The 19,026-nt window shown below is 47.5% G+C and carries 15 protein-coding genes; 7 read left to right on the top strand and 8 right to left on the bottom strand.

The window, feature by feature from the left end:
* Positions 1-8 precede the first annotated feature (8 nt).
* Positions 9-1,907 (top strand): cell division protein FtsZ, encoded by a 1,899-nt coding sequence (ftsZ, locus tag OI18_RS20365; RefSeq protein WP_039143376.1) that lies wholly within the window; start codon positions 9-11, stop codon positions 1,905-1,907.
* A 130-nt stretch (positions 1,908-2,037) separates the two neighbouring features.
* Complete coding sequence (locus OI18_RS20360) at positions 2,038-2,973, top strand: TIGR01777 family oxidoreductase (protein WP_039143373.1); 936 nt, start codon at positions 2,038-2,040, stop codon at positions 2,971-2,973.
* A gap of 7 nt (positions 2,974-2,980) precedes the next feature.
* On the opposite strand, the gene OI18_RS20355 is transcribed toward OI18_RS20360, so the two are convergent.
* The 3 genes from OI18_RS20355 to OI18_RS20345 form a co-directional block, all read right to left on the bottom strand.
* Complete coding sequence (locus OI18_RS20355) at positions 2,981-3,799, bottom strand: ABC transporter permease (RefSeq protein WP_039143371.1); 819 nt, start codon at positions 3,797-3,799, stop codon at positions 2,981-2,983.
* Positions 3,800-3,808: 9 nt separating this feature from the next.
* Positions 3,809-4,702, bottom strand: a complete 894-nt coding sequence (locus OI18_RS20350; protein WP_039143656.1) for an ABC transporter ATP-binding protein — start codon at positions 4,700-4,702, stop codon at positions 3,809-3,811.
* A 108-nt stretch (positions 4,703-4,810) separates the two neighbouring features.
* The gene (locus tag OI18_RS20345) at positions 4,811-7,189 is read right to left on the bottom strand and encodes a 3-hydroxyacyl-CoA dehydrogenase/enoyl-CoA hydratase family protein (protein ID WP_039143368.1); all 2,379 of its coding nucleotides are present in this window, start codon (positions 7,187-7,189) and stop codon (positions 4,811-4,813) included.
* Positions 7,190-7,301: 112 nt separating this feature from the next.
* Between OI18_RS20345 and OI18_RS20340 the strand changes: the two genes are divergently transcribed.
* Together OI18_RS20340 and OI18_RS20335 are read left to right on the top strand one after the other, a co-directional pair.
* Positions 7,302-8,636: a glycerate kinase type-2 family protein gene (locus tag OI18_RS20340; RefSeq protein WP_039143365.1), complete on the top strand. Its 1,335-nt coding sequence runs from the start codon at positions 7,302-7,304 to the stop codon at positions 8,634-8,636.
* A 288-nt stretch (positions 8,637-8,924) separates the two neighbouring features.
* A complete protein-coding gene (locus OI18_RS20335) occupies positions 8,925-9,500 on the top strand; it encodes a porin family protein (protein WP_039143362.1) in 576 nt (191 codons plus the stop codon).
* Positions 9,501-9,553: 53 nt separating this feature from the next.
* Here the strand turns inward: OI18_RS20335 and OI18_RS20330 are convergent, their stop codons facing one another.
* Together OI18_RS20330 and metG are read right to left on the bottom strand one after the other, a co-directional pair.
* Complete coding sequence (locus OI18_RS20330; protein WP_039143360.1) at positions 9,554-13,339, bottom strand: hypothetical protein; 3,786 nt, start codon at positions 13,337-13,339, stop codon at positions 9,554-9,556.
* 75 nt (positions 13,340-13,414) lie between these two features.
* A complete protein-coding gene (metG, locus tag OI18_RS20325) occupies positions 13,415-15,529 on the bottom strand; it encodes a methionine--tRNA ligase (protein WP_039143357.1) in 2,115 nt (704 codons plus the stop codon).
* Between the two features lie 74 nt (positions 15,530-15,603).
* Here metG and OI18_RS20320 point away from each other — a divergent pair, with 74 nt between their 5' ends.
* From OI18_RS20320 to map, 3 genes are read left to right on the top strand one after another with little or no spacing between them, the layout of a single operon-like run.
* Positions 15,604-16,632: a S66 peptidase family protein gene (locus OI18_RS20320; RefSeq protein ID WP_039143354.1), complete on the top strand. Its 1,029-nt coding sequence runs from the start codon at positions 15,604-15,606 to the stop codon at positions 16,630-16,632.
* Positions 16,633-16,654: 22 nt separating this feature from the next.
* Positions 16,655-16,846, top strand: coding sequence for a hypothetical protein (locus tag OI18_RS20315; protein WP_039143351.1), 192 nt, complete (start codon positions 16,655-16,657; stop codon positions 16,844-16,846).
* A gap of 22 nt (positions 16,847-16,868) precedes the next feature.
* Positions 16,869-17,639, top strand: coding sequence for a type I methionyl aminopeptidase (map, locus tag OI18_RS20310; RefSeq protein WP_039143348.1), 771 nt, complete (start codon positions 16,869-16,871; stop codon positions 17,637-17,639).
* Positions 17,640-17,643: 4 nt separating this feature from the next.
* On the opposite strand, the gene OI18_RS20305 is transcribed toward map, so the two are convergent.
* From OI18_RS20305 to OI18_RS20295, 3 genes are read right to left on the bottom strand one after another with little or no spacing between them, the layout of a single operon-like run.
* Entirely contained in the window at positions 17,644-18,096 is a 453-nt protein-coding gene (locus OI18_RS20305; RefSeq protein ID WP_160290268.1) for a Spy/CpxP family protein refolding chaperone, read from the bottom strand.
* Positions 18,097-18,101: 5 nt separating this feature from the next.
* Complete coding sequence (locus OI18_RS20300) at positions 18,102-18,437, bottom strand: hypothetical protein (RefSeq protein WP_039143342.1); 336 nt, start codon at positions 18,435-18,437, stop codon at positions 18,102-18,104.
* Positions 18,438-18,440: 3 nt separating this feature from the next.
* On the bottom strand, positions 18,441-19,010 hold the full coding sequence (locus OI18_RS20295; RefSeq protein ID WP_039143340.1) for an RNA polymerase sigma factor: 570 nt from the start codon (positions 19,008-19,010) through the stop codon (positions 18,441-18,443).
* Positions 19,011-19,026: the final 16 nt, after the last annotated feature.

Below are 19,026 nucleotides of genomic sequence, written 5' to 3'. Positions count from 1 at the left end.
ACAGTGATATGATACACTTTGATTTACCGAAGGAGAAGTCATCGATCATAAAGGTGATTGGCGTAGGAGGTGGTGGCAGCAATGCTGTTAATCACATGTTCAGTCAAAGTATTGACGGGGTGAATTTTATAATCTGTAACACGGATGCGCAGGCTATCGCGCTTAGCCAGGTGCCCAACAAGATTCAGCTTGGTCCGCATCTTACACAGGGACTTGGAGCAGGGGCGAATCCTGAGATCGGGAAACAGGCCACTGAAGAAAGTCTCGAGGAGATCAAGCGGATCCTGGAAGTGAATACCAAGATGGCATTCATTACAGCAGGTATGGGAGGAGGAACTGGAACCGGTGGTGCGCCGATAATTTCGAAAATTTGTAAGGAACTCGGCATTCTTACAGTAGGTATCGTTACTACACCTTTCTCATATGAAGGACGGAAACGCCAGCTGCAGGCAGAAGAAGGAATTCAGCGACTCAAGGACAATGTTGATACATTGCTGGTGATCAGTAACGACAAATTACGTCACCAGTACGGAAACCTGAAAATGAAGGAAGCTTTTGAAAAGGCCGATAATGTTCTTGCCACAGCTGCAAAGTGTATAACAGATGTCATCAGCAGTACCGGTCAGATCAACGTCGATTTTGCGGACGTATGCACGGTTATGCGGAACGGTGGAGTTGCGATACTCGGAAATGCCTCAAGGGCAGGTGAGGACCGCGCTCAGCGGGCGATCGAGGAAGCGCTTAATTCACCGCTGCTGAATGACAATGATATCCGGGGAGCACGCTGGATACTCATCAACATAAACTCGGCTGAAGGCGAGCATGAATTCACGATGGACGAAGTGGACATCATCCAGAATTACCTGCTTAGTCACGCCGGTGAAAATACCGACGTTATCCTCGGTCTGGGATATGACAATACTCTTGGGCAGCAAATTGGCATCACCCTGATCGCAACAGGTTTTGAATACCGTGATCCATTCACCAAAAAGGAAGTTAAGCGGCCGGAACCCCGGAAAGAAGAAAAGATCATTGTGACGCTGGGTGGCAGAAATGAGGAGTCGAAAGTTTATGATCAGTCTGTTCTGCCCTTCGCCGCTGATGAGAAAAAGACGGTAGAACCGGAGCCTTATGTTCAACCGGTGGTTAATGAACTTCCTGTTGAACTGCAGCCAAGAATGGTGGAAGAGCCCCAGCGGCCGGCTGCGATTACACCGGCGCCACAGCCCGTAGTGTTTTTTACGGATGAACCTGATCGTAATACTACTGTTGAAAACTTCTCAGCGCCGTCACCTTTCCATACAGTAGATTCGCAAGGCTTTCCCACCACACCAAGAGAAGAAAGAATCGAACTCAAGCTGTCAGAAAATAATTCTCCGGTGTCTGCAGCATCCGGGGGATACTTGGCCAAGCCATCCAATATTTATGCAGAATCGGCTCACAGGCCGGAAACCAAAGCCAACCTGGAACAAACGTCTCCTGTGAATGAATCCATCCGTCAACAGCCGCCGGCAATGCCACAGAAAGAGGAAGATCCTGCTTTCGACATGCGACTGGTGATCAAAGATGAAATTCCCGCGGCGGATGCGCCTGGGGCACCATCAACTCAACCTTCTTATTACTCTCCTGCTGAGGAACCGGCGATGCCGGACGAAGCGGAGGAACAGAAAAGGAAAGCAGCCGAGAGGATACAGAAACTACGTAATCTGTCATTCAACATTAACGCCGCAGACCCTAACAACGAGTTTGACACTGTGCCGGCTTACATCCGCCGCAACCTTGAACTCTACAACACTGTCTCACCCGCTGAGAATTTTTACAGCAACTACACGGTGAAGACAGATGAGCACAATAATACCCAGATCAGCACGATCAATACTTTCCTGGACGGTAAAAAGCCGGACTAGGAAAGTATCGTCACGTCTTGTGAAAACTGGTTTGTTTTTAGTTGTTTATCCTATCCGGATAATCGGCCCTTTGCATTTGCAGAGGGCCTTTTTATTGCAGATTGTTGCATGAAGGTTGTAGTTTTAACCAATGCCTACTGTTCTGATTACCGGGGGGACCGGACTTTTGGGAACCGCCCTCACAACATTCCTCGTAAATAAAGGATATAAGGTCACCATCCTGACCCGCAATCCGACTGAACATAAACCTGATCGCCATGTGCAGTATGCCGGGTGGGATGTTAAACGTCAAATTATTGATCCGGCTGCGATCGGCGAGGCAGATCATATTATTCACCTGGCAGGCGCCGGAGTAGCGGACAAACGATGGAGCAAAAAGAGAAAGCAGGAGATCCGTGATAGCCGCATTAATAGCGGTAATCTGATTGTAAAAGCACTTAATGAAACCCCCAATAAAGTCAAATCTGTTGTTAGCGCATCCGGGATCGGATGGTATGGTCCGGACCCTATTCGCCCAAACCCGGAACCATTCAAAGAAACTGATCCACCCTCTGCCGATTTTCTTGGTGAAACCTGCCGTCTCTGGGAAGACAGCCTGAAGCCCGTAACGGATCTCGGTAAGCGGATGGTACATATCCGGACAGGCATCGTGCTGGCGAAGGAAGGAGGTGCACTGCCTGAATTCATGCGACCTCTGCGATTTGGTGTTGCCACCATCCTTGGCGATGGGAACCAGGTTTGCAGTTGGATTCACATCCATGACATCATCCGCCTATACACCGACGCGATCGAAAACACTGAGATGAATGGCGCATATAACGGAGTTTCACCTAATCCTGTAACCAATAAAGAGCTTACCCTCAGCCTCGCAAAATATTTACGCGGCAAAATGTTCATTTCTCTTCATGTGCCTGAATTTGCCCTTAAGCTGGCTCTGGGCGAAATGAGTATTGAAGTCCTCAAAAGTGCTACAGTCAGTTCTGCCAAAACAAGACAGGCCGCTTTCCAGTTCGCTTATCCGACTTTGGATAGCGCTTTGCAGCAATTGATTGGCCCTGCTTTGTAATCGATGCTTAAAGGTCTCTTTTTGTATAAATCCAATAATTTATCGACCAGGTGCCTATGATCAATAATACAGTATAGAATGTGTGATATTTAACTGAATCCAGGGCAAGCTGGTATGCCTTTTCGTCAATCATTCCCATGAATGCAGGTGGCGGTAGAACCCTGTCAGAGATCTCAAAAGGAAAAAATCTGCCCAGGTCATTCTTTACATCGTAGCGTAAAAAGTTAACGGCAATTGGTTCCGCAACCATCGCGTAAAATAAGAAGATTGCCAGGGCTATGAAAGATTTTCTTACGAGCAGCCCGATCATGAAGGCAAGTGACAATTGCGAAAATGTCTGTAAAGCAAACAGAAAGACATGGTAGCTTTTTCCCCATATATCAGGTGATGGTGATTTCGTATTTGTTATGCCAATAACTAAAGCCACCACGCTATACAGAAGCGTGACCAGAACTGAAACCATCAATACATCCACCATCTTGGCTAGTATGAATTGTTGCCGGCTCCAGCCGTCAATGATATTCTGCCTGCTGGTGCGGTACGTATACTCATTTGTGATGAGCATAATTACCAATACTGCGGGGATGAAAATAAACCAGCTCGAGAAATATGCAGTTGTCCGCCATACTTCGGGGAAAGTAAATGGTTCACCAAGGAACATGCTTATAACCTGGCCTGCTGCGCTTTCCTTTTTGACGATCTTTTTGAAGATGTTCAGTGAAATATAGTTAATGCCGGGATAGGAGAGGATACACAAACCTGTAAGAAGCCAGAAAGCTGGATACCTGCTTATTTTTAGCCATTCTGTTTTTACCAATGAAGACATGCTGAATTTTTAGTTGTTCGTCAATTCAAAGAATCTGGTTTCAAGCTTTTTCTTTCTCAGGCTTAGGTGCTGTAAGACAATTCCGTTTGCAAAGCAAAACTCATTAATCTTCCTGGTGTCTGCCAATCCCCTGGTGAAATACAGCAGCAACGACGGTCCTTCGACCTTACTGGAAATTATTCCGGGATACCCTTCAAATAATTTTTTAACGAGCTCCATTTCGGGACACATGATTTCAACAATATCATCATGTGCCAGCACATCATCAACCCTTCCGGATGTGACGATATTACCTGTTTTCAGGATAGTAACGTGCGTGCATACTTTTTCCACTTCATCGAGCAGGTGACTTGCCAGGATGATCGTATGGCCCTGCGCATTCAGTTTCCTGATCAGATCCCTGATCTCGGCGATTCCAACGGGGTCGAGTCCGTTAGTAGGTTCATCAAGCACCAGTACCCCCGGGTTTCCCAGTAAAGCACCGGCAATAGCCAGCCGCTGTTTCATGCCTAGACTGTAGCTGCTGAACCTGCTGTTCCGGCGTTCGTACAGGTTTACAGATCGCAATACATTCCCAATATCGTCTTCATCGCCCCTGCCACTGATGCTTCGTGTTATCTTCAGGTTGTTCACTGCCGACAGGTAGTGATAGAAATTTGGCGTTTCCAGCAATGAACCGATTTGTTTGCGCTGCTCTTTCGAGCCCGGTTTCCCGAACCAGCTGTACCTGCCGCTGTCGGCCGACAGCACGTCGAGTATAATACTCAGGAGGGTGGTTTTGCCGCTTCCGTTGGGACCGAGTATACCATATACACTTCCCTGTGGCACGGTTAGACTGACCCCGTTCAGCGCCCTGATTTTTCCGTACGATTTGCTGATATTCTCCAGTTCCAGTACTTGCACTGCTTTTTTTGTCAATTTAACAGATGTGCAGGAGCCGGTGAAAAGATTTATATGTACGCAAAAAAAAGCCGGCCATACGGCCGGCTGCGCTCTCAGGTGTATAGGTTGTCAGTTTCTGACCGGCTTTCCGGATTTCAGCACGCTTTGGATTCTTTCAAGCGTTTTTTTCTCGCCAGCCAATGATAAAAATGCTTCCCGCTCAAGGTCCAGCAGGTACTGCTCACTTACCAGTGTTGGTTCACTAAGGTCGCCGCCGCACATCACATAGGCCAGCTTTCTTGCGACCAATGCATCATGGTCAGTGGCATAGTTGGCGCGCCACATACCGTTAATACCGGCATACAATGCGCCTAATGCAGATCTTCCCAAAACTTTTACATCTGTGCGTGGTAACGGTGTCAAATACCCGCTATCATAAATTTCCACCACTGATTTCTTTGCTTCACTTATCCGCCTGTCCTGGTTGAGTACAACTTCATCAACGCCCCTGCGCAGCATTCCAAGTTCAAATGCCTCCAATGCAGATGTGGCTACTTTTGCAGTTGCAATGGTGAGGAACCGGTTTTTTAACGTAATGGTCTCCGGCTCGTCTTCGTGCATCTCGTCTGCCGCACGCATGGCAAATTCTTTCGTCCCCCCGCCTCCTGGTATCAACCCGACTCCGAGTTCAACCAGCCCAATATATGTTTCGGCAGCGGCGCAGGATTTGTCGGCGTGAAGCGTCAGCTCGCAGGCACCTCCGAGTGTAAGAGCATGCGGCGCTACAACAACCGGAACTGAAGAGTACCGTGTGCGCATCATGGTCTGCTGGAATTGCCGTACCGCAAGGTCGAGTTCATCATACTCCTGCTCAACAGCAAACATGAAGATCATCCCCACGTTGGCACCAGCACTGAAATTTGCTGTGTCGTTGGCAATCACCAATCCCTTGTATTTTTCTTCAGCCAGGGAAACAGACCTGTTAATTGCCTCTATAACTTCACCTCCTATGCTTCCCATTTTTGTATGCCATTCAAGTCCCAGCACATCATCTCCCAGGTGGTAGGTTCGGCATGCGCTGTTCTTCCAGACGGTCTGTCCCTCAAAGTTCTTCATCACGATAAACGCATCCCCTCCCGGAAGTGGCCGGTAAGATTTACTGCTGGCGTCATAGTACAGCCGCTTTCCGTTTTCAATCTTATAAAAGGACTTGCCACCCGATGCAAGCATTTCTTCAATCCATGCCGCGGGTTGGTACCCTGCCTCTTTCATTTTCGCAACTGTCTTTTCAACCCCAAGTACATCCCAGCTTTCGAACGCACCGATCTCCCATCCAAAGCCAGCTTTCATGGCATCGTCGATCCGATACAACTCGTCAGAAATTTCAGGTATGCGATGTGAAATATAAGCAAACAGGCCATAGTGGAAATGACGGTAAAAGTCTGCAGCTTTGTCGCTACCCTGCACCAGCATCTGCAGCCTGGTCTTTAGATCATCAACCGGTTTTGCAGCTTCAAGAGTAGCAAACCTCGCTTTCTGACGAGGACCGTATTCCATCGTCGCAAGGTTGAGGGTAAGAATCTCTTTTTCACCAGCTGCACCTTTAGTCTTCTTGAAGAAGCCCTGGCCGGTCTTGTCTCCAAGCCAGCTGTTGCCGACCATCCTGTCAAGCCATGAGGGAATGCTGAATGCGGTACGCTGTTCATCACCGGAACAGTTTTCTGCAACTCCATTTGCTACCTTAACGAGGGTATCTATGCCCACTACATCTGCAGTACGGAAAGTAGCTGATTTCGGACGGCCTATAACGGGACCGGTCAATGCATCTACCTCATCGATAGTAAGCCCAAGTTTCTCTACCAGGCCAAATATGGCCATGATCCCATAAACCCCGATTCGGTTTGCTATGAAAGCCGGCGTGTCTTTCGCCAGGACAGTTGTTTTGCCCAGCTGCAGGCTGCCGAATTCCATCAGGAAATTAGTAACCTCAGGATCAGTTTCAGGTGTAGGAATTATTTCTAGCAGGCGTAAATAACGGGGTGGGTTAAAAAAGTGCGTTCCACAAAAATGTTTTTTAAAATCGTCAGACCTCCCTTCGGCCATCATATGTATCGGTATACCGGACGTATTTGACGTTACCAGTGTTCCTGGTTTGCGGAATTGTTCAACCTGGTCAAAGATTATTTTCTTTATATCGAGCCGCTCCACGACAACTTCTATTATCCAGTCGCAGCCGGATATTTCTTTCATGTTGTCAGTGAAATTGCCGGTGATTATGCGCTTTACAACATTCCTGGTGTAAACGGGTGACGGATTACTTTTGAGGGCGGCCTGCAAAGCATCGTTTACCAGTTTGTTCCTGGCCGATTTATCCTGGCTTTCCGCGGCTTCCTTCGGTACCATGTCAAGAAGCAACACCTGAATTCCTGCCCCTGCAAGATGACAGGCAATACGTGAACCCATAACGCCACTTCCTAAAACTCCGACCTTTTTGATCTTTCTTTTCATAGCCGATTAAAATAGTTAGCTAAACAACTAATTAAGGTGAAGATAAGGATTTTTGAAATGCACACTTATAATGGCAAAGAACTTATTTTGCTTGTTGTAAACATGCTGATTGATGTCGCGGTTTGATGCCATTTCCATATTCAGGGCAGCCTGCGCTGCTGTATTGCCGGAAGGAAGCCTGCCTGCATTCATAAGAAAAACGGCAACAGGTTTTTTACTGGATGATAAACATTATTCACGTGAAAATTTTAACCGGGTAAAGGTGCTGGCAATGGGAAAGGCAGCGTCTTCAATGGCCCTTGTCACACATGAACTGCTGGACGATCTGATAACAGATGGCCTTGTTGTGACGAAAACCGGTCATGCCTTGCCTGGAATACCATGGCCTATTATTGAAGCCGGTCACCCTGTACCTGATCAGAACAGTGTTGATGCAGGTCGTTCAGTTATTAACTTCCTGTCAGGCCTGAACGAAGATGATCTCCTGATTGTGCTGACAAGTGGTGGAGCGAGTTCGTTGGTATCGGACCTTCCTGCCAATGCGATTCTTGCAGATCTTCAGAAGCTGTTCACTGGCCTCCTTTTATCCGGGGCCAATATCCGCGAGATGAACACCGTCAGGAAGCACCTTTCCATTATGAAAGGAGGGCAGCTCGCGAGGCTCGTCTATCCTGCCACTGTCCACAATTTTGTCCTGAGCGATGTTCCGGGCGATGATCTGTCGACAATTGCAAGCGGACCTTTCTTCCCCGATAACGGAACTTTTTCAGATGCCGCTGATGTATTGCACAAGTATGGATTATATGAAGAGATGCCGGCACCACTACTGCATCGGATTGAAGCCGGACTTGAAGGCAGAATAGCCGACACGCCCGGAGAAGGTGATCGGATCTTTGACCGGGTTTATCATCACCTCGTCGCAACCAACAGGATCGCGATGGAGGCTGCCGCTCGCGAAGCACACAAACTGGGATACCGTGTTCTTAATTCCTCTAGCCAACTGGAAGGTGAATGTCGCTTCACCGCAGCAAATATAGTTAACGAAATAAGCCAGCTTGAAATTGATGTACCCACTTGTGTAATTGCCGGCGGTGAAACGACGGTGACCATTAATGGCCAGGGAAAGGGGGGACGCAACCAGGAGTTTGCCCTTTCTGCCCTGAATGCCCTGCTTCAAATCGATACGGTTAACTGGCCGGTTATCCTGAGTGGCGGCACAGACGGCTCTGATGGTCCCACAGACGCCGCTGGAGCAATTGTCGATGCTTTGCTGGTCGAACAAATGTGGCACTTCGGCCTGGACACCGAACCATTTCTCGAAAACAACGATTCATGGCATTTCTTTGCCGCCCTGGATGGCCTTCTTATTACGGGACCTACTCAGACAAACGTAATGGATCTGGTTATCATTCTTCTGCAAAAGCCTTTGAGTGAAAGCGACGTTTGAGGAAAAAGCACATGAGCAACACTGTTACAAACTTCAAATGATTTAGCCTGCACTTATCACTTTAATAACTGAGCTATCCGGCTCGGTACCCCACTCAGATATGACTGCCATTCGCATGTTCCATTGATGTGGAGAGTAAGAAATTTTTGCAACCATATATAAACGGAAATAAATTATATATAATAAAAGTAAAGTCGTAATTAACTGTAATTCAGCATAGTTGTACTCTCGTCTCTGTAAATATATGTATTAAATACGTTATATTTGTAGCCAACTAAAACACTTTCTATGGAAAAGTTTAAAGCACTATGCATTGCGCTTATGGCATACTGTGGCTTGCAGGCACAGATGACTATTAAGCCTGCAGTTGGAGTAAACTTCACTGACTTTTCTAAGGACCCCGAATCTGGTGAAATTAAAAGTCGGGTAGGCTACCAGGTTGGTGGCAGTGTTGCTTTTGGGAAAAAGTTCTACCTGGAACCCGGCATTTTCTGGACTTCCAAATCAACAAAAGTTGTTTCAGACCTCGACGATGAAATCAAAGGTGAAATCAACGGCATCCGTATACCTGTGGCAATTGGAATTAGATTACTGGGTAGTGACTCAGCTGGAACTGGTGGTCTGCGTATTTTCGGCGGCGGATCAGCATTTTTCCTGACCGGTACGGGCGGCGATTTTGACAAGGATGAATTCGAGAAGGCATTCTGGGGCGTTTTCGCAGGAGTAGGGATCGACTTTTGGAAACTATTCCTTGATGCTTCATATGAGTGGTCTCTCACTAATGTCCAGAAAGACGTGCAGGATGTCGATGTAGGGAAGTCACGTTCCATTTTCATCAACGCGGGTATCAGAATCACGCTTTGACCCAACGAATTCCGGCCGAAGGATTCCCCATCCATCGGTTAAAAAAGGGCCATTTACTCAGCGAACAGGTCTTCGGGTAGATCAAGCACTGTTATTTCCTTATGGTATTTTTTCAGAGCTTTTTTGTCCCGCTGAACCCCCATATTCGTCAGCAAACCACTAAGTGCAATCTTTCCCCAGTAATTGAAGATCGACTTGTTTCGCAACCGTTCACGATATACGATCCCGCTCTTCTCATTCTGGTTACGTAAAAGGGAATTGAGAAGAAAACTGGTCATCCCTTTCTTCCTGCCATTATCCCTAAGCAGGCTCAGGTGAAGGTTCCTGTAGTCGAGTTCCATCTGACCGAAAGCCAGGTAATCATTGGCCTTCACCTGCAGCCAAAGGCTATCCGCAACTCCTTTGTCAATGCGGAGGTTAAATAACGGAAACAACAATGGTGATAACGCGTTCAGGTCCATCTTGCTCATTCTTGCCAACATAAAAAATCCCTGCAGGCTATCGGTATATGACTGCCTGAACGAAAATCGCAGGTCGCCTTCATTCATCAGTTTCGTTCGGGCGTTGATCCGAAGGCTGTCTTTCTCCGTAAGGTTCATATTCCGGATATTTCTGACTGTGGCATCCATGGCAGTGAACCAAATACTTCCTTCCTTACCCGTTTTGTCACTGATCTCATTATATCGGATCCTTGAATTTGTAAGATCTATCCTGCCTAGCGTGAACTTAAACGGCAGGTTCATAAGGATACCTGTCAGCATTGGCCTGTAGCTGATCGAATCTGCAGGTATTCGTTTATCACGCTCTACCAGCAGGTCCATTGCAGACAGGGAAAATGCATCAACATGCCAGATGGTATCAACACCCAGGTCACTCATCCGGTAACCCTGAACAGTACCCGGACCTGTCTTCATCTGGATCAGGTCAGTCTGGTATTGCATGGCGGCAAAAAAACTGTCACGCGAAATATTACTTATCCAACTGAGGCTATCAAAACTGATTTTCTTTTTATCCGCGTCCACTTTTAGCTTTTCTGCCACCAATGTCCGGGAATGTTTTTCATACATAAAGTGGCCGATGTCCATCCGCAGGTGCGGTAAAGATGTTACCAGTTTTTTCAGGGAGTCTTTTGATGAGTTGAGATACTGACTCTTTTGCAGTTCCGTGTTGATACCGGTAAGCGCCAGCAACATTCCATTCTTTTGATAATTGAATGAGCCGCCGGTTATGGCGAGCCTTTGCAGGATAGTTTTCAGGGGTAGGTCTTTGTTGAAACTGATATGCCCGGTTTTTATACTGACGTGGGGTAACACCAGGTCAAACTTTTCCTGGTGCGAACTGAATTGATTGAAAGTGACGTCCATGCCGCCTGTTTCAACAGTGCCATTTTTTATGTGCAATGGTTCCAGGCTGACTTTTCCGCCCTGTACACTTGCGAGTTCTTTTTTATTGGCGTCATCTTCTCTTACCAGCCTGATATAAGGGTCTTCCAGTGTGATTGCCGGTAAGCGAAGTGATTGCAATCCGGATGATGTGCCTGCTTTTTCATCAGGTGGTACTGTTTTCAATGCGATGTCGACGGACGGCTGGTTCAGTGTTACCTGGTTCAACGCTTCCATGATCTTTGCAGAATGTACAATGCGATGATTGAATTGCAAATTCGGAACCTTGACCAGCGCCCTCATACCCGGATTGTTTATGACAATGTCAAGTTTACGGATGATATTCGGTTGTTTATGACTGATAGTAAAAGAACCTGTTGATCCATTCACCCGTGGATGATTCAGGGATAAAGATCTGCCCAATACAAACAGGCTGTCCCAGTTCCAGCCCTTGTCAACATATCTTAGGCTGTCAATCGAAACGCTATCCAGTACAGTTACAACACTCCAGTTCTGAGCATCCAGGTGAAGGCCCAACCGACCGGATCTTATGGTTCTTACAAGGTCTGTTGGCAGCTCAGGTTTCCGTGATTTTTTATCCCTGATCCTGTAATAGATTTCTCCGTTACCGATAGTCAACGAACGAAGCCACGCAGAATCCTTGCGCGTAATGATTCCTGCAGTATTGACATCTTGTGCCAGCAGGTGATTGAACTCAAATCGCAGGTCGCCATCAGCGCTTCTTCCCTTTGCTGCTTCGGCATAAAAAGTCCGCCTGTCGTACATCGCATTTTTGCAGTCAATTCTGAAATTGTCGAGATGTAATACGAGTCGTGGCATTTTTACAGAGCTCTCACCACGGAATAACTCTTCAAGTGTCCTCGAGCGCAGCAGGTTCCTGCTGGAAATGACCGCGTAAAAGGAATCGGTGTTTACCAGCGGCTCCTTGTAGCCAGGTCGGTGTACCACAACGCTTGCATTCCTGATTTCCAGTTGACCGATATCCAGTTTTTTTGTGATGTCGTGCTGCAGCTTCCGCCAGGGAAATTGTTCGCGTTTCTTTTTGGTTGGATTGAGTCGCAGGTCTACACGCGGATCAGAAAGTACAAGCTCCTTCGCTTTCAATTTTCCGTTAATAAGGTCAGGCACAGAAAGTTCAATCAGGATCAGCTGTTTTACATCAATCGTATTCTGGCCATAACGGCTGCCGGCCGGGGTATGCAGAAAGTAGTCTTTCAGCACGAGGTTGTTACGGTTTATGGACATTTCGCCAAATCCCGCCTGGAAAGTCCGGCTGCTGTCAGACTCAACATAAGCCCGGACTTTCAGTTGCAGCTCGTTAAGGCTCACTTTGTTGGGTAGGGTTTTATCTACCAGCAGATCCGATACCAAAAAATGATCGCCAACGATCCTGATATTTTCTTTGCCTCGACGGGTATGGGTGAATCCGGTAAATTCAACTTCCCTTATGTTCAAACGGCGTATGAGTATCGGCCCGATCAAATCGAGAAGATTTCCCTGGGTACGCAGCCTCACACTATCCTTATTTTTTTTGAGCCGGAATTCATTACTTGAAAAAAAACCTTTGGAAGCTTTCAGTTCGCCAAGCTCAACCCGGCCTTCTGTAAGCAACTTATTCCAGTTAATTGAATCCAGTTCGATATCATCAAGTCTGAATCCTGAACTGTCTTCGCTGGTCACAAAAGATTTGTGAAATGCCAGACCGTTCATTTCAAAACGATGTTTGCGCGTATCCCAGAATAACTTGTCCAGGTTCACACGAATCGTTGTATCCGGATATTCGATCTGCGGCTTGTTCAGTTCAAACTGCAGCATCACCCTGTTATCCTTGTTCCACTTGTCTATTTTCTTCAGCAGGTGAAGGTCCTGTATGTTAAGGGTAAAGTGGTTCAGGAAATACCGGTCCTTGTTCTGTGAGCGCTCAGGATAATATGCAATAGAACCATCCCGCAGAACGCAGTGCTTCACCTGTAGTGAATGCAGTACTTCGAAAAAAACGGTCTGGATCCGGGAAACCTGCATATGTAATGGTAATGCCATCCTTTTTTTCGTACTGTCCTTTTCATAAACCCGCAGTTCGAGTGCCGGCCGTTCGATAGTAAAATTTTCCACATGAAGTGTCCGGGTCAGGAGCAGACCAAGAATGTCGTTGAGATTTAACCGGACGGATGCGGCCTGCAGTTCAAATTCATTGTTCGTTGAACCGGTATGAACAGGATGAATATGTATGTCCCAGGCCCTAACTGTCATATTAAACGGATCAACCCTGATTTTTGAGGCATTAAAGCCATACTTCCCTGCGGAAAGTTCATATACCAGTTGCTTTACGGCCGAAACAGATTGCAGCCGAACCAGCAGTCCGATTGACAGGATAAGCGCCAGTAAAATTGCACTAAAAGCAATGACTATCCATTTCTTCCATGCAGACCTCGCCATTGCTACAATATACTTAAAAAAAAGGAGGTTGCCATTATTCCATGACAACCCCCATCTATATGCGAAAGTTTAAGATCAACTTACTCCGGAACCCGGATTGATCACACTGGCCGGAGAAATGAAGTGTAGTTTTCCGTTGTTGTCCTCAGCCATAAGGATCATTCCATTGCTTTCAATGCCGCGCATTTTCCGCGGCGCCAGGTTTGTAACCACGACAACCTGTTTTCCAACAATTTCGTCAGGACTGAAATGCAATGCAATTCCGCTGACAATTGTGCGGGTTTCGAATCCCAGGTTTACGGATAGCTTGAGCAACTTGTCTGCTTTCTCCACCTTTTCTGCTGTTTCAATGGTGCCAACTTTCAGGTCGATCTTCGCAAAGTCATCAAACTGGATGGTGGCTTTCAATTCAACCTGTTTTTCCTGTGCCGGTGCGGCAGCGGACACGCCGGGTGAAGGTGTACTGTTGTTCTGAAGTTTCTGTATCTGTTCCTGTATTTCCATGTCTTCTATTTTTCTGAATAATAACTCAGGCGCACGCAAACTGTAGCCAACACTCAGCAATTTTGTTTTACCTGCATTTTCCCACTCCAGCATTTTGTCCACTACTTTCATCATATGGATCATCTTCTGTGCCGTATTGGGCAGAAACGGGTTGATGAAGATCGCGAGGTTAGCGCAGAGCTGCAGGCAGATATGAAGCGTATTGTCAATCTCCTGCTGTGCGAGTGGGTCTTCTGCCAGTTTTTTCGCCTTGATCCACGGTTCTTTTTCCTGCATGTATTTATTGCCGGAGCGCGACAGGTCAATCACCTCGAACAGAGCATCCCTGAACTTATATCCTTCAAGCAGGTTCTCAATATTTGACTTGGAACGGGTTATGGCAGCGATTATCGCATTGTCCCTGTCATCCATGATCTCTGTATGAAGTGGTGGTACTTTGCCATTGGTTAACTTGTGCATGAGCACAAATGCCCGGTTCACAAAATTCCCGAAAATAGCTACGAGTTCATTGTTAACGGCATCCTGGTATCCTTTCCACGTAAACTCGCTGTCCTTGGTTTCAGGCGCAATCTGGGTGAGATAATATCGCAGCGCATCCACCAGCTGCGGGCCACCATTCTCTTTTTTAACGAAATCATCGATATAGTCCTGCATATCCAGTTTCCAGTTCCTGCTGGTACTCATCTTGTCGCCTTCCAGGTTCAGGAATTCGTTACTGGGCACGTTTGCCGGCAGGATATTGCCGTGCAGCTTTAGCATCACCGGGAAAATGATGCAATGGAAAACGATATTATCCTTACCGATAAAATGAACAAGCTTGGTGTCTTTGTCCTGCCAGTAAGGTTCCCATTCGCGGTTATTATCGATCGCCCATTGTTTGGTTGCGCTGATATAACCGATCGGCGCGTCGAACCATACATACAATACTTTTCCATCTGCTTCGGGAAGGGGTACTTTAATTCCCCAGTCAAGATCGCGGGTTACTGCCCGCGGCTGCAGCCCGCCATCCAGCCAGCTCTTGCACTGGCCCACAACGTTAGCCCGCCAGTCATTTTCATGCTCGCCGATGATCCAGTTCCGTAAAAATTCTTCATGCCTGTTCAGTGGCAGGTACCAATGGGTTGTTTTCTTTTTGATCGGCGGCTGGCCGCTGAGTGTACTTACCGGATTGATCAGTTCATCGGGGCTTAGCGCGGTACCGCATTTTTCGCACTGGTCGCCATAAGCACCATCAAACCCGCAGTTGGGGCAGGTTCCTTTGATGTACCTGTCGGCCAGGAATGTATTCGCCTGTTCGTCGAAATACTGCTCGGTTTCTTTAGTTTCCAGTTCGCCGGCGTTGTTCAGTGCAGTAAAGAAGTCCTGCGAAGTCTGGTGATGCAGCGGGGAACTGGTACGGTGATAGATGTCAAAGGAGATACTGAGATCCCTGAAATTCTCCTTGATCAGGTTGTGGTATTTATCAATAATAGCCTGGGAAGTCGTTCCTTCTTTCATAGCCTGGATGGGAATGGCTGTGCCGTGTTCATCACTTCCGCAGACAAAGGCGACATCCCGTTTGCGGGACCTCAGGTAACGCACATAGATATCCGCAGGCAGGTAGGCTCCCGCCAGGTGGCCGATGTGTTTCAGGCCGTTGGCATATGGTAATGCCGCGGTTATCAGGTATCTTTTCGGTTCATTCATGGGGGCAAAGATAAGCGGGATAACCTCAAACCTCCCTATTTTTGGTCCAGGGAACCCCCGTTCCCGATTTACCTATGCAACGTAAAGATTTTTTGCAAAAGGCGCTTACCCTTGCCACAGGCCTTCCTCTCGTGAATGTCAGGTCCGAATCCGGAGAGCCGTTGCCTGTCGCTTTGCAAACGAAAATTCCACCATATCTTAAAACCGGCGATACCATAGCGATCACCTCACCCGCCGGGTATATAACACATGAACAGGTTCAACCCGCCGTGATGCTCATGGAATCATGGGGACTGAAAGTAAAGTACGGATTTACAATTGGCCAGCGCGATGGCACTTTTGGCGGAACAGACCAGCAACGCCTGCTCGACTTTCAGCAGTTGCTCGACGACCCGGAAGTGAAAGCAGTTATGTGTGCTCGTGGTGGTTACGGATTTGTAAGGATAATTGACCAGCTTGACTTCTACCATTTCAGGAAAAACCCGAAATGGTTGATCGGCTTCAGTGATGTCACTGTTCTTCACGCTCACCTGAACAGGGTGGTAAAAGTGGCTTCCCTGCATTCCAAAATGTGCAACAGTTTTCCTGACGACTGGTCCGTGGCTGATCCGTTGCAGCAGGCAACCATTCTTTCGATCCGCGAAGCGCTTTTCGGCAAACCGATGTGGTTCAGTGTACCGCCCCATCCCTTTAACAGGTTCGGCAAAGCAACAGGAGAACTGGTTGGCGGCAACTGCAAAACGCTGGAGTCTATTGCAGCATCAAGATCAGACCTTTCTACCGCACATAAGATCCTCTTCCTGGAAGACACCGGTGAATACCTGTACAGCATTGACCGGATGTTCTGGAACCTCAAGCGTAGTGGCAAATTGGATAATCTTGCCGGATTGGTTATCGGCGGATTTAAAATAAAACCCTCGGATGATCCGCTTGAAGAATTTGGCAAGGATCTTCACCAGATTGTATTGGAAAAAGTCAAAGATTGCCCATACCCTGTGTGTTTCGACTTTCCTGTCGGTCACCAGAGGAACAACTTTGCCCTGAAATGCGGCGCTATAGTAAAACTGGATGTTAATATTAACGGGGCTGTATTGCAGGAATGATTTTTTGGGCTATTTTACCATCATGATCACCTTCCTGCTTTGGCTTATCCTGTTTATCCTTTGCTGGCCGCTGGCAATATTTGCCCTTGTGCTTTATCCCCTGGTATGGCTTCTGCTGCTTCCGTTCCGGATTCTCGGAATCGCAGTGGATGGCGTCCTGCTCACCCTGAAAGAAATTCTTTTCCTTCCAGTAAGACTCCTGAAAAGGAAATAATCAATCATCAAATCGCAGGCTCATGTCTATAGCGTCTCATGAAGAGTTACTCGGAATGCGGAAAGTAAGTGAAGTGGTAGCCCTTGCCCTTCGCAAAATGCGCGAATATGCTTTGCCCGGCATGGATTGCCGGGAACTGGATGAATATGGTGGCCGGCTGATCCTGGCGGCCGGGGCAAATCCCGCGCCAAAAATGAGTTACGGTTTCCCAGGTTATACGTGCATCAGTGTCAACCACGAAGTCGCCCATGGTATTCCTGCCTCAACAAAAATTTTACGGGAAGGAGACCTGATTAACATTGATGTATCAGCCGAATTAGATGGATTCTGGTCAGACAATGGCGGTTCGTTTGTATTAGGAGGGAAGGACCCGCACGCGCACCAGCCCCTGGTGGATGCGTCTGAGGAGATCCTGATGAAGGCAATTGCGACAATCAGGCCGGGAATGCGCATCGCCGAACTGGGACGGTTTATTGAAAGCTCCGCGCGCAAACGCGGTTACCGGGTGATCCGTAACCTGGTTGGTCATGGAATAGGCAGAAAACTTCATGAACACCCGAAATATATTCCTAATTATTACGACGGCTCGAACTTTGACCGGTTCCGGAAAAATATGGTCGTAGCTATTGAAACTTTCATTTCAACCGGATCCGTATATGCGAGGGATTCAAACGACGGCTGGACACTTGTGACCGGAGATAAGAGTTTTGTTGCCCAGCATGAACATACCATTATGATCACGGATGAATTGCCACTGATCCTTACGGCAGCAAACGGCATCGGTGCACAATAACGCTTTATCTTCTTCTTCCTATCCTTTTGCCCATTTTATTGATGAGTGTATCCAGCTTAACCTGCTGTGCCTGGTCAAGGATCGCCCGCACCCTCCTGAAGTGCTCGTAATTATTCAGCACCAGTTGTTTTTCATAACCCGAAATGGCGGTTGCGGCCGCATCGATCTGTGAACCAGGCTGTGGCTCTGTCCTGAGGTAACTGTAAAGGATCTCCCGTTGACTCCGGAGAGAGTCGTAAACAGGCCTGTTCCTCTCTTTGATCGTTTCCCACATGGTTTTGAACTGTGTGGCCTGCTGTTCATTCAACTGTAATTCTCTCACCATATAATCCGAAGGCGATTTCTCAACCTTCTTTTCTTTGGCGGCTTCGTTGCCTCTCACCATGTACATTCCAAGCAAAGCCAGGTTGCTCACCAGCAAAACGGAAATGATGATAACAAGGGTTTTGTTGTTCATATTTTTCATGGCTGTGGTACGTTTTGTTCCAGCGGGTACGGATGGTCAAAATGATATTCCTGGGCGAGAGCAGCCACCCGGTCATTTTTATCGTCAGTCAGGTTCCGTTGATTACCCAGGATGATCCAGGCATTGACGGCTATCAGTATGATACTGAGCGCCAGCGCTACCGATGGTTTTGAAAGAACGGATGCTATCCATGACCAGTTGCTCTCGACAGGCTTTTCAAGACCAGCCCTAATCCTGGTGTATAGATGCGGCGGCGCTTCAGCAGGCTGAAGGCCATCGATGCTTCGCAGCGCGTCCTCAACTTTTTGTTCTATATCAGGATGTTTTCTCATGGGTCATTTATTTTTTCCGTAATAGGTTGCCAGTGATTTTCGCAGGTTTTGTTTCGCCCTCTGAAGAAGCGATTCAACTGCAGGTACGGTTGTTTCAAGGATCAGGGCGATTTCGGTATAAGGCAGTCCTTCCACTTTCTGTAAACTGTATGCTATCCGTTGCTGGTCCGGCAATTTGCGGACCGCGGCGAACAACGCTGCGGCGTCCTGCTTCCTTTCGAGTTGAACACCCGGGTGGATAAAGTCCGGAATCTCTTCCAGTTCCGGTTCACTCCGCCAGATCAGTTTCAGGAAGGCGAACCGTTTCCGGGCTTTCTTTTTCCGCATCAGATCCAGCGACCTGGACACCGTGATGCGATAAAGCCATGTGCCAATACCCGCGTCCGCCCTGTATTCATCTATCGACTTCCAGACTGAAATAAATACTTCCTGGGTTATGTCTTCGGCATCTTCATGATGTTGGATAAGGCCTAACGCCGTGTTGAATACCCGGTCTTTCCAGCCGTCAACCAACTGGCTGAATGCTGTCTCGTCTCCCTGTTGCAGTCTGGCAATAAATTCCGGTTCGTTCAATGCTGGCTGTTTGTAA

This window comes from Flavihumibacter solisilvae (assembly GCF_000814475.1).
Classification (GTDB): Bacteria; Bacteroidota; Bacteroidia; order Chitinophagales; family Chitinophagaceae; genus Flavihumibacter; species Flavihumibacter solisilvae.
Note: the sequence above shows the minus strand (reverse complement) of the source record. Positions and strands in the feature narration are given on the sequence as shown.

Excerpts from the sequence above, each read along its gene's own strand:
- ftsZ (WP_039143376.1), top strand. The coding sequence starts at position 9 with ATGATACACTTTGATTTACCGAAGGAGAAGTCATCGATCATAAAGGTG.
- OI18_RS20315 (WP_039143351.1), top strand. The coding sequence starts at position 16,655 with ATGATCACCTTCCTGCTTTGGCTTATCCTGTTTATCCTTTGCTGGCCG.
- metG (WP_039143357.1), bottom strand. The coding sequence starts at position 15,529 with ATGAATGAACCGAAAAGATACCTGATAACCGCGGCATTACCATATGCC.
- OI18_RS20320 (WP_039143354.1), top strand. The coding sequence starts at position 15,604 with ATGCAACGTAAAGATTTTTTGCAAAAGGCGCTTACCCTTGCCACAGGC.
- OI18_RS20330 (WP_039143360.1), bottom strand. The coding sequence starts at position 13,339 with ATGGCGAGGTCTGCATGGAAGAAATGGATAGTCATTGCTTTTAGTGCA.
- OI18_RS20305 (WP_160290268.1), bottom strand. The coding sequence starts at position 18,096 with ATGAACAACAAAACCCTTGTTATCATCATTTCCGTTTTGCTGGTGAGC.
- OI18_RS20345 (WP_039143368.1), bottom strand. The coding sequence starts at position 7,189 with ATGAAAAGAAAGATCAAAAAGGTCGGAGTTTTAGGAAGTGGCGTTATG.
- map (WP_039143348.1), top strand. The coding sequence starts at position 16,869 with ATGTCTATAGCGTCTCATGAAGAGTTACTCGGAATGCGGAAAGTAAGT.
- OI18_RS20355 (WP_039143371.1), bottom strand. The coding sequence starts at position 3,799 with ATGTCTTCATTGGTAAAAACAGAATGGCTAAAAATAAGCAGGTATCCA.
- OI18_RS20335 (WP_039143362.1), top strand. The coding sequence starts at position 8,925 with ATGGAAAAGTTTAAAGCACTATGCATTGCGCTTATGGCATACTGTGGC.
- OI18_RS20360 (WP_039143373.1), top strand. The coding sequence starts at position 2,038 with ATGCCTACTGTTCTGATTACCGGGGGGACCGGACTTTTGGGAACCGCC.
- OI18_RS20340 (WP_039143365.1), top strand. The coding sequence starts at position 7,302 with ATGTCGCGGTTTGATGCCATTTCCATATTCAGGGCAGCCTGCGCTGCT.
- OI18_RS20300 (WP_039143342.1), bottom strand. The coding sequence starts at position 18,437 with ATGAGAAAACATCCTGATATAGAACAAAAAGTTGAGGACGCGCTGCGA.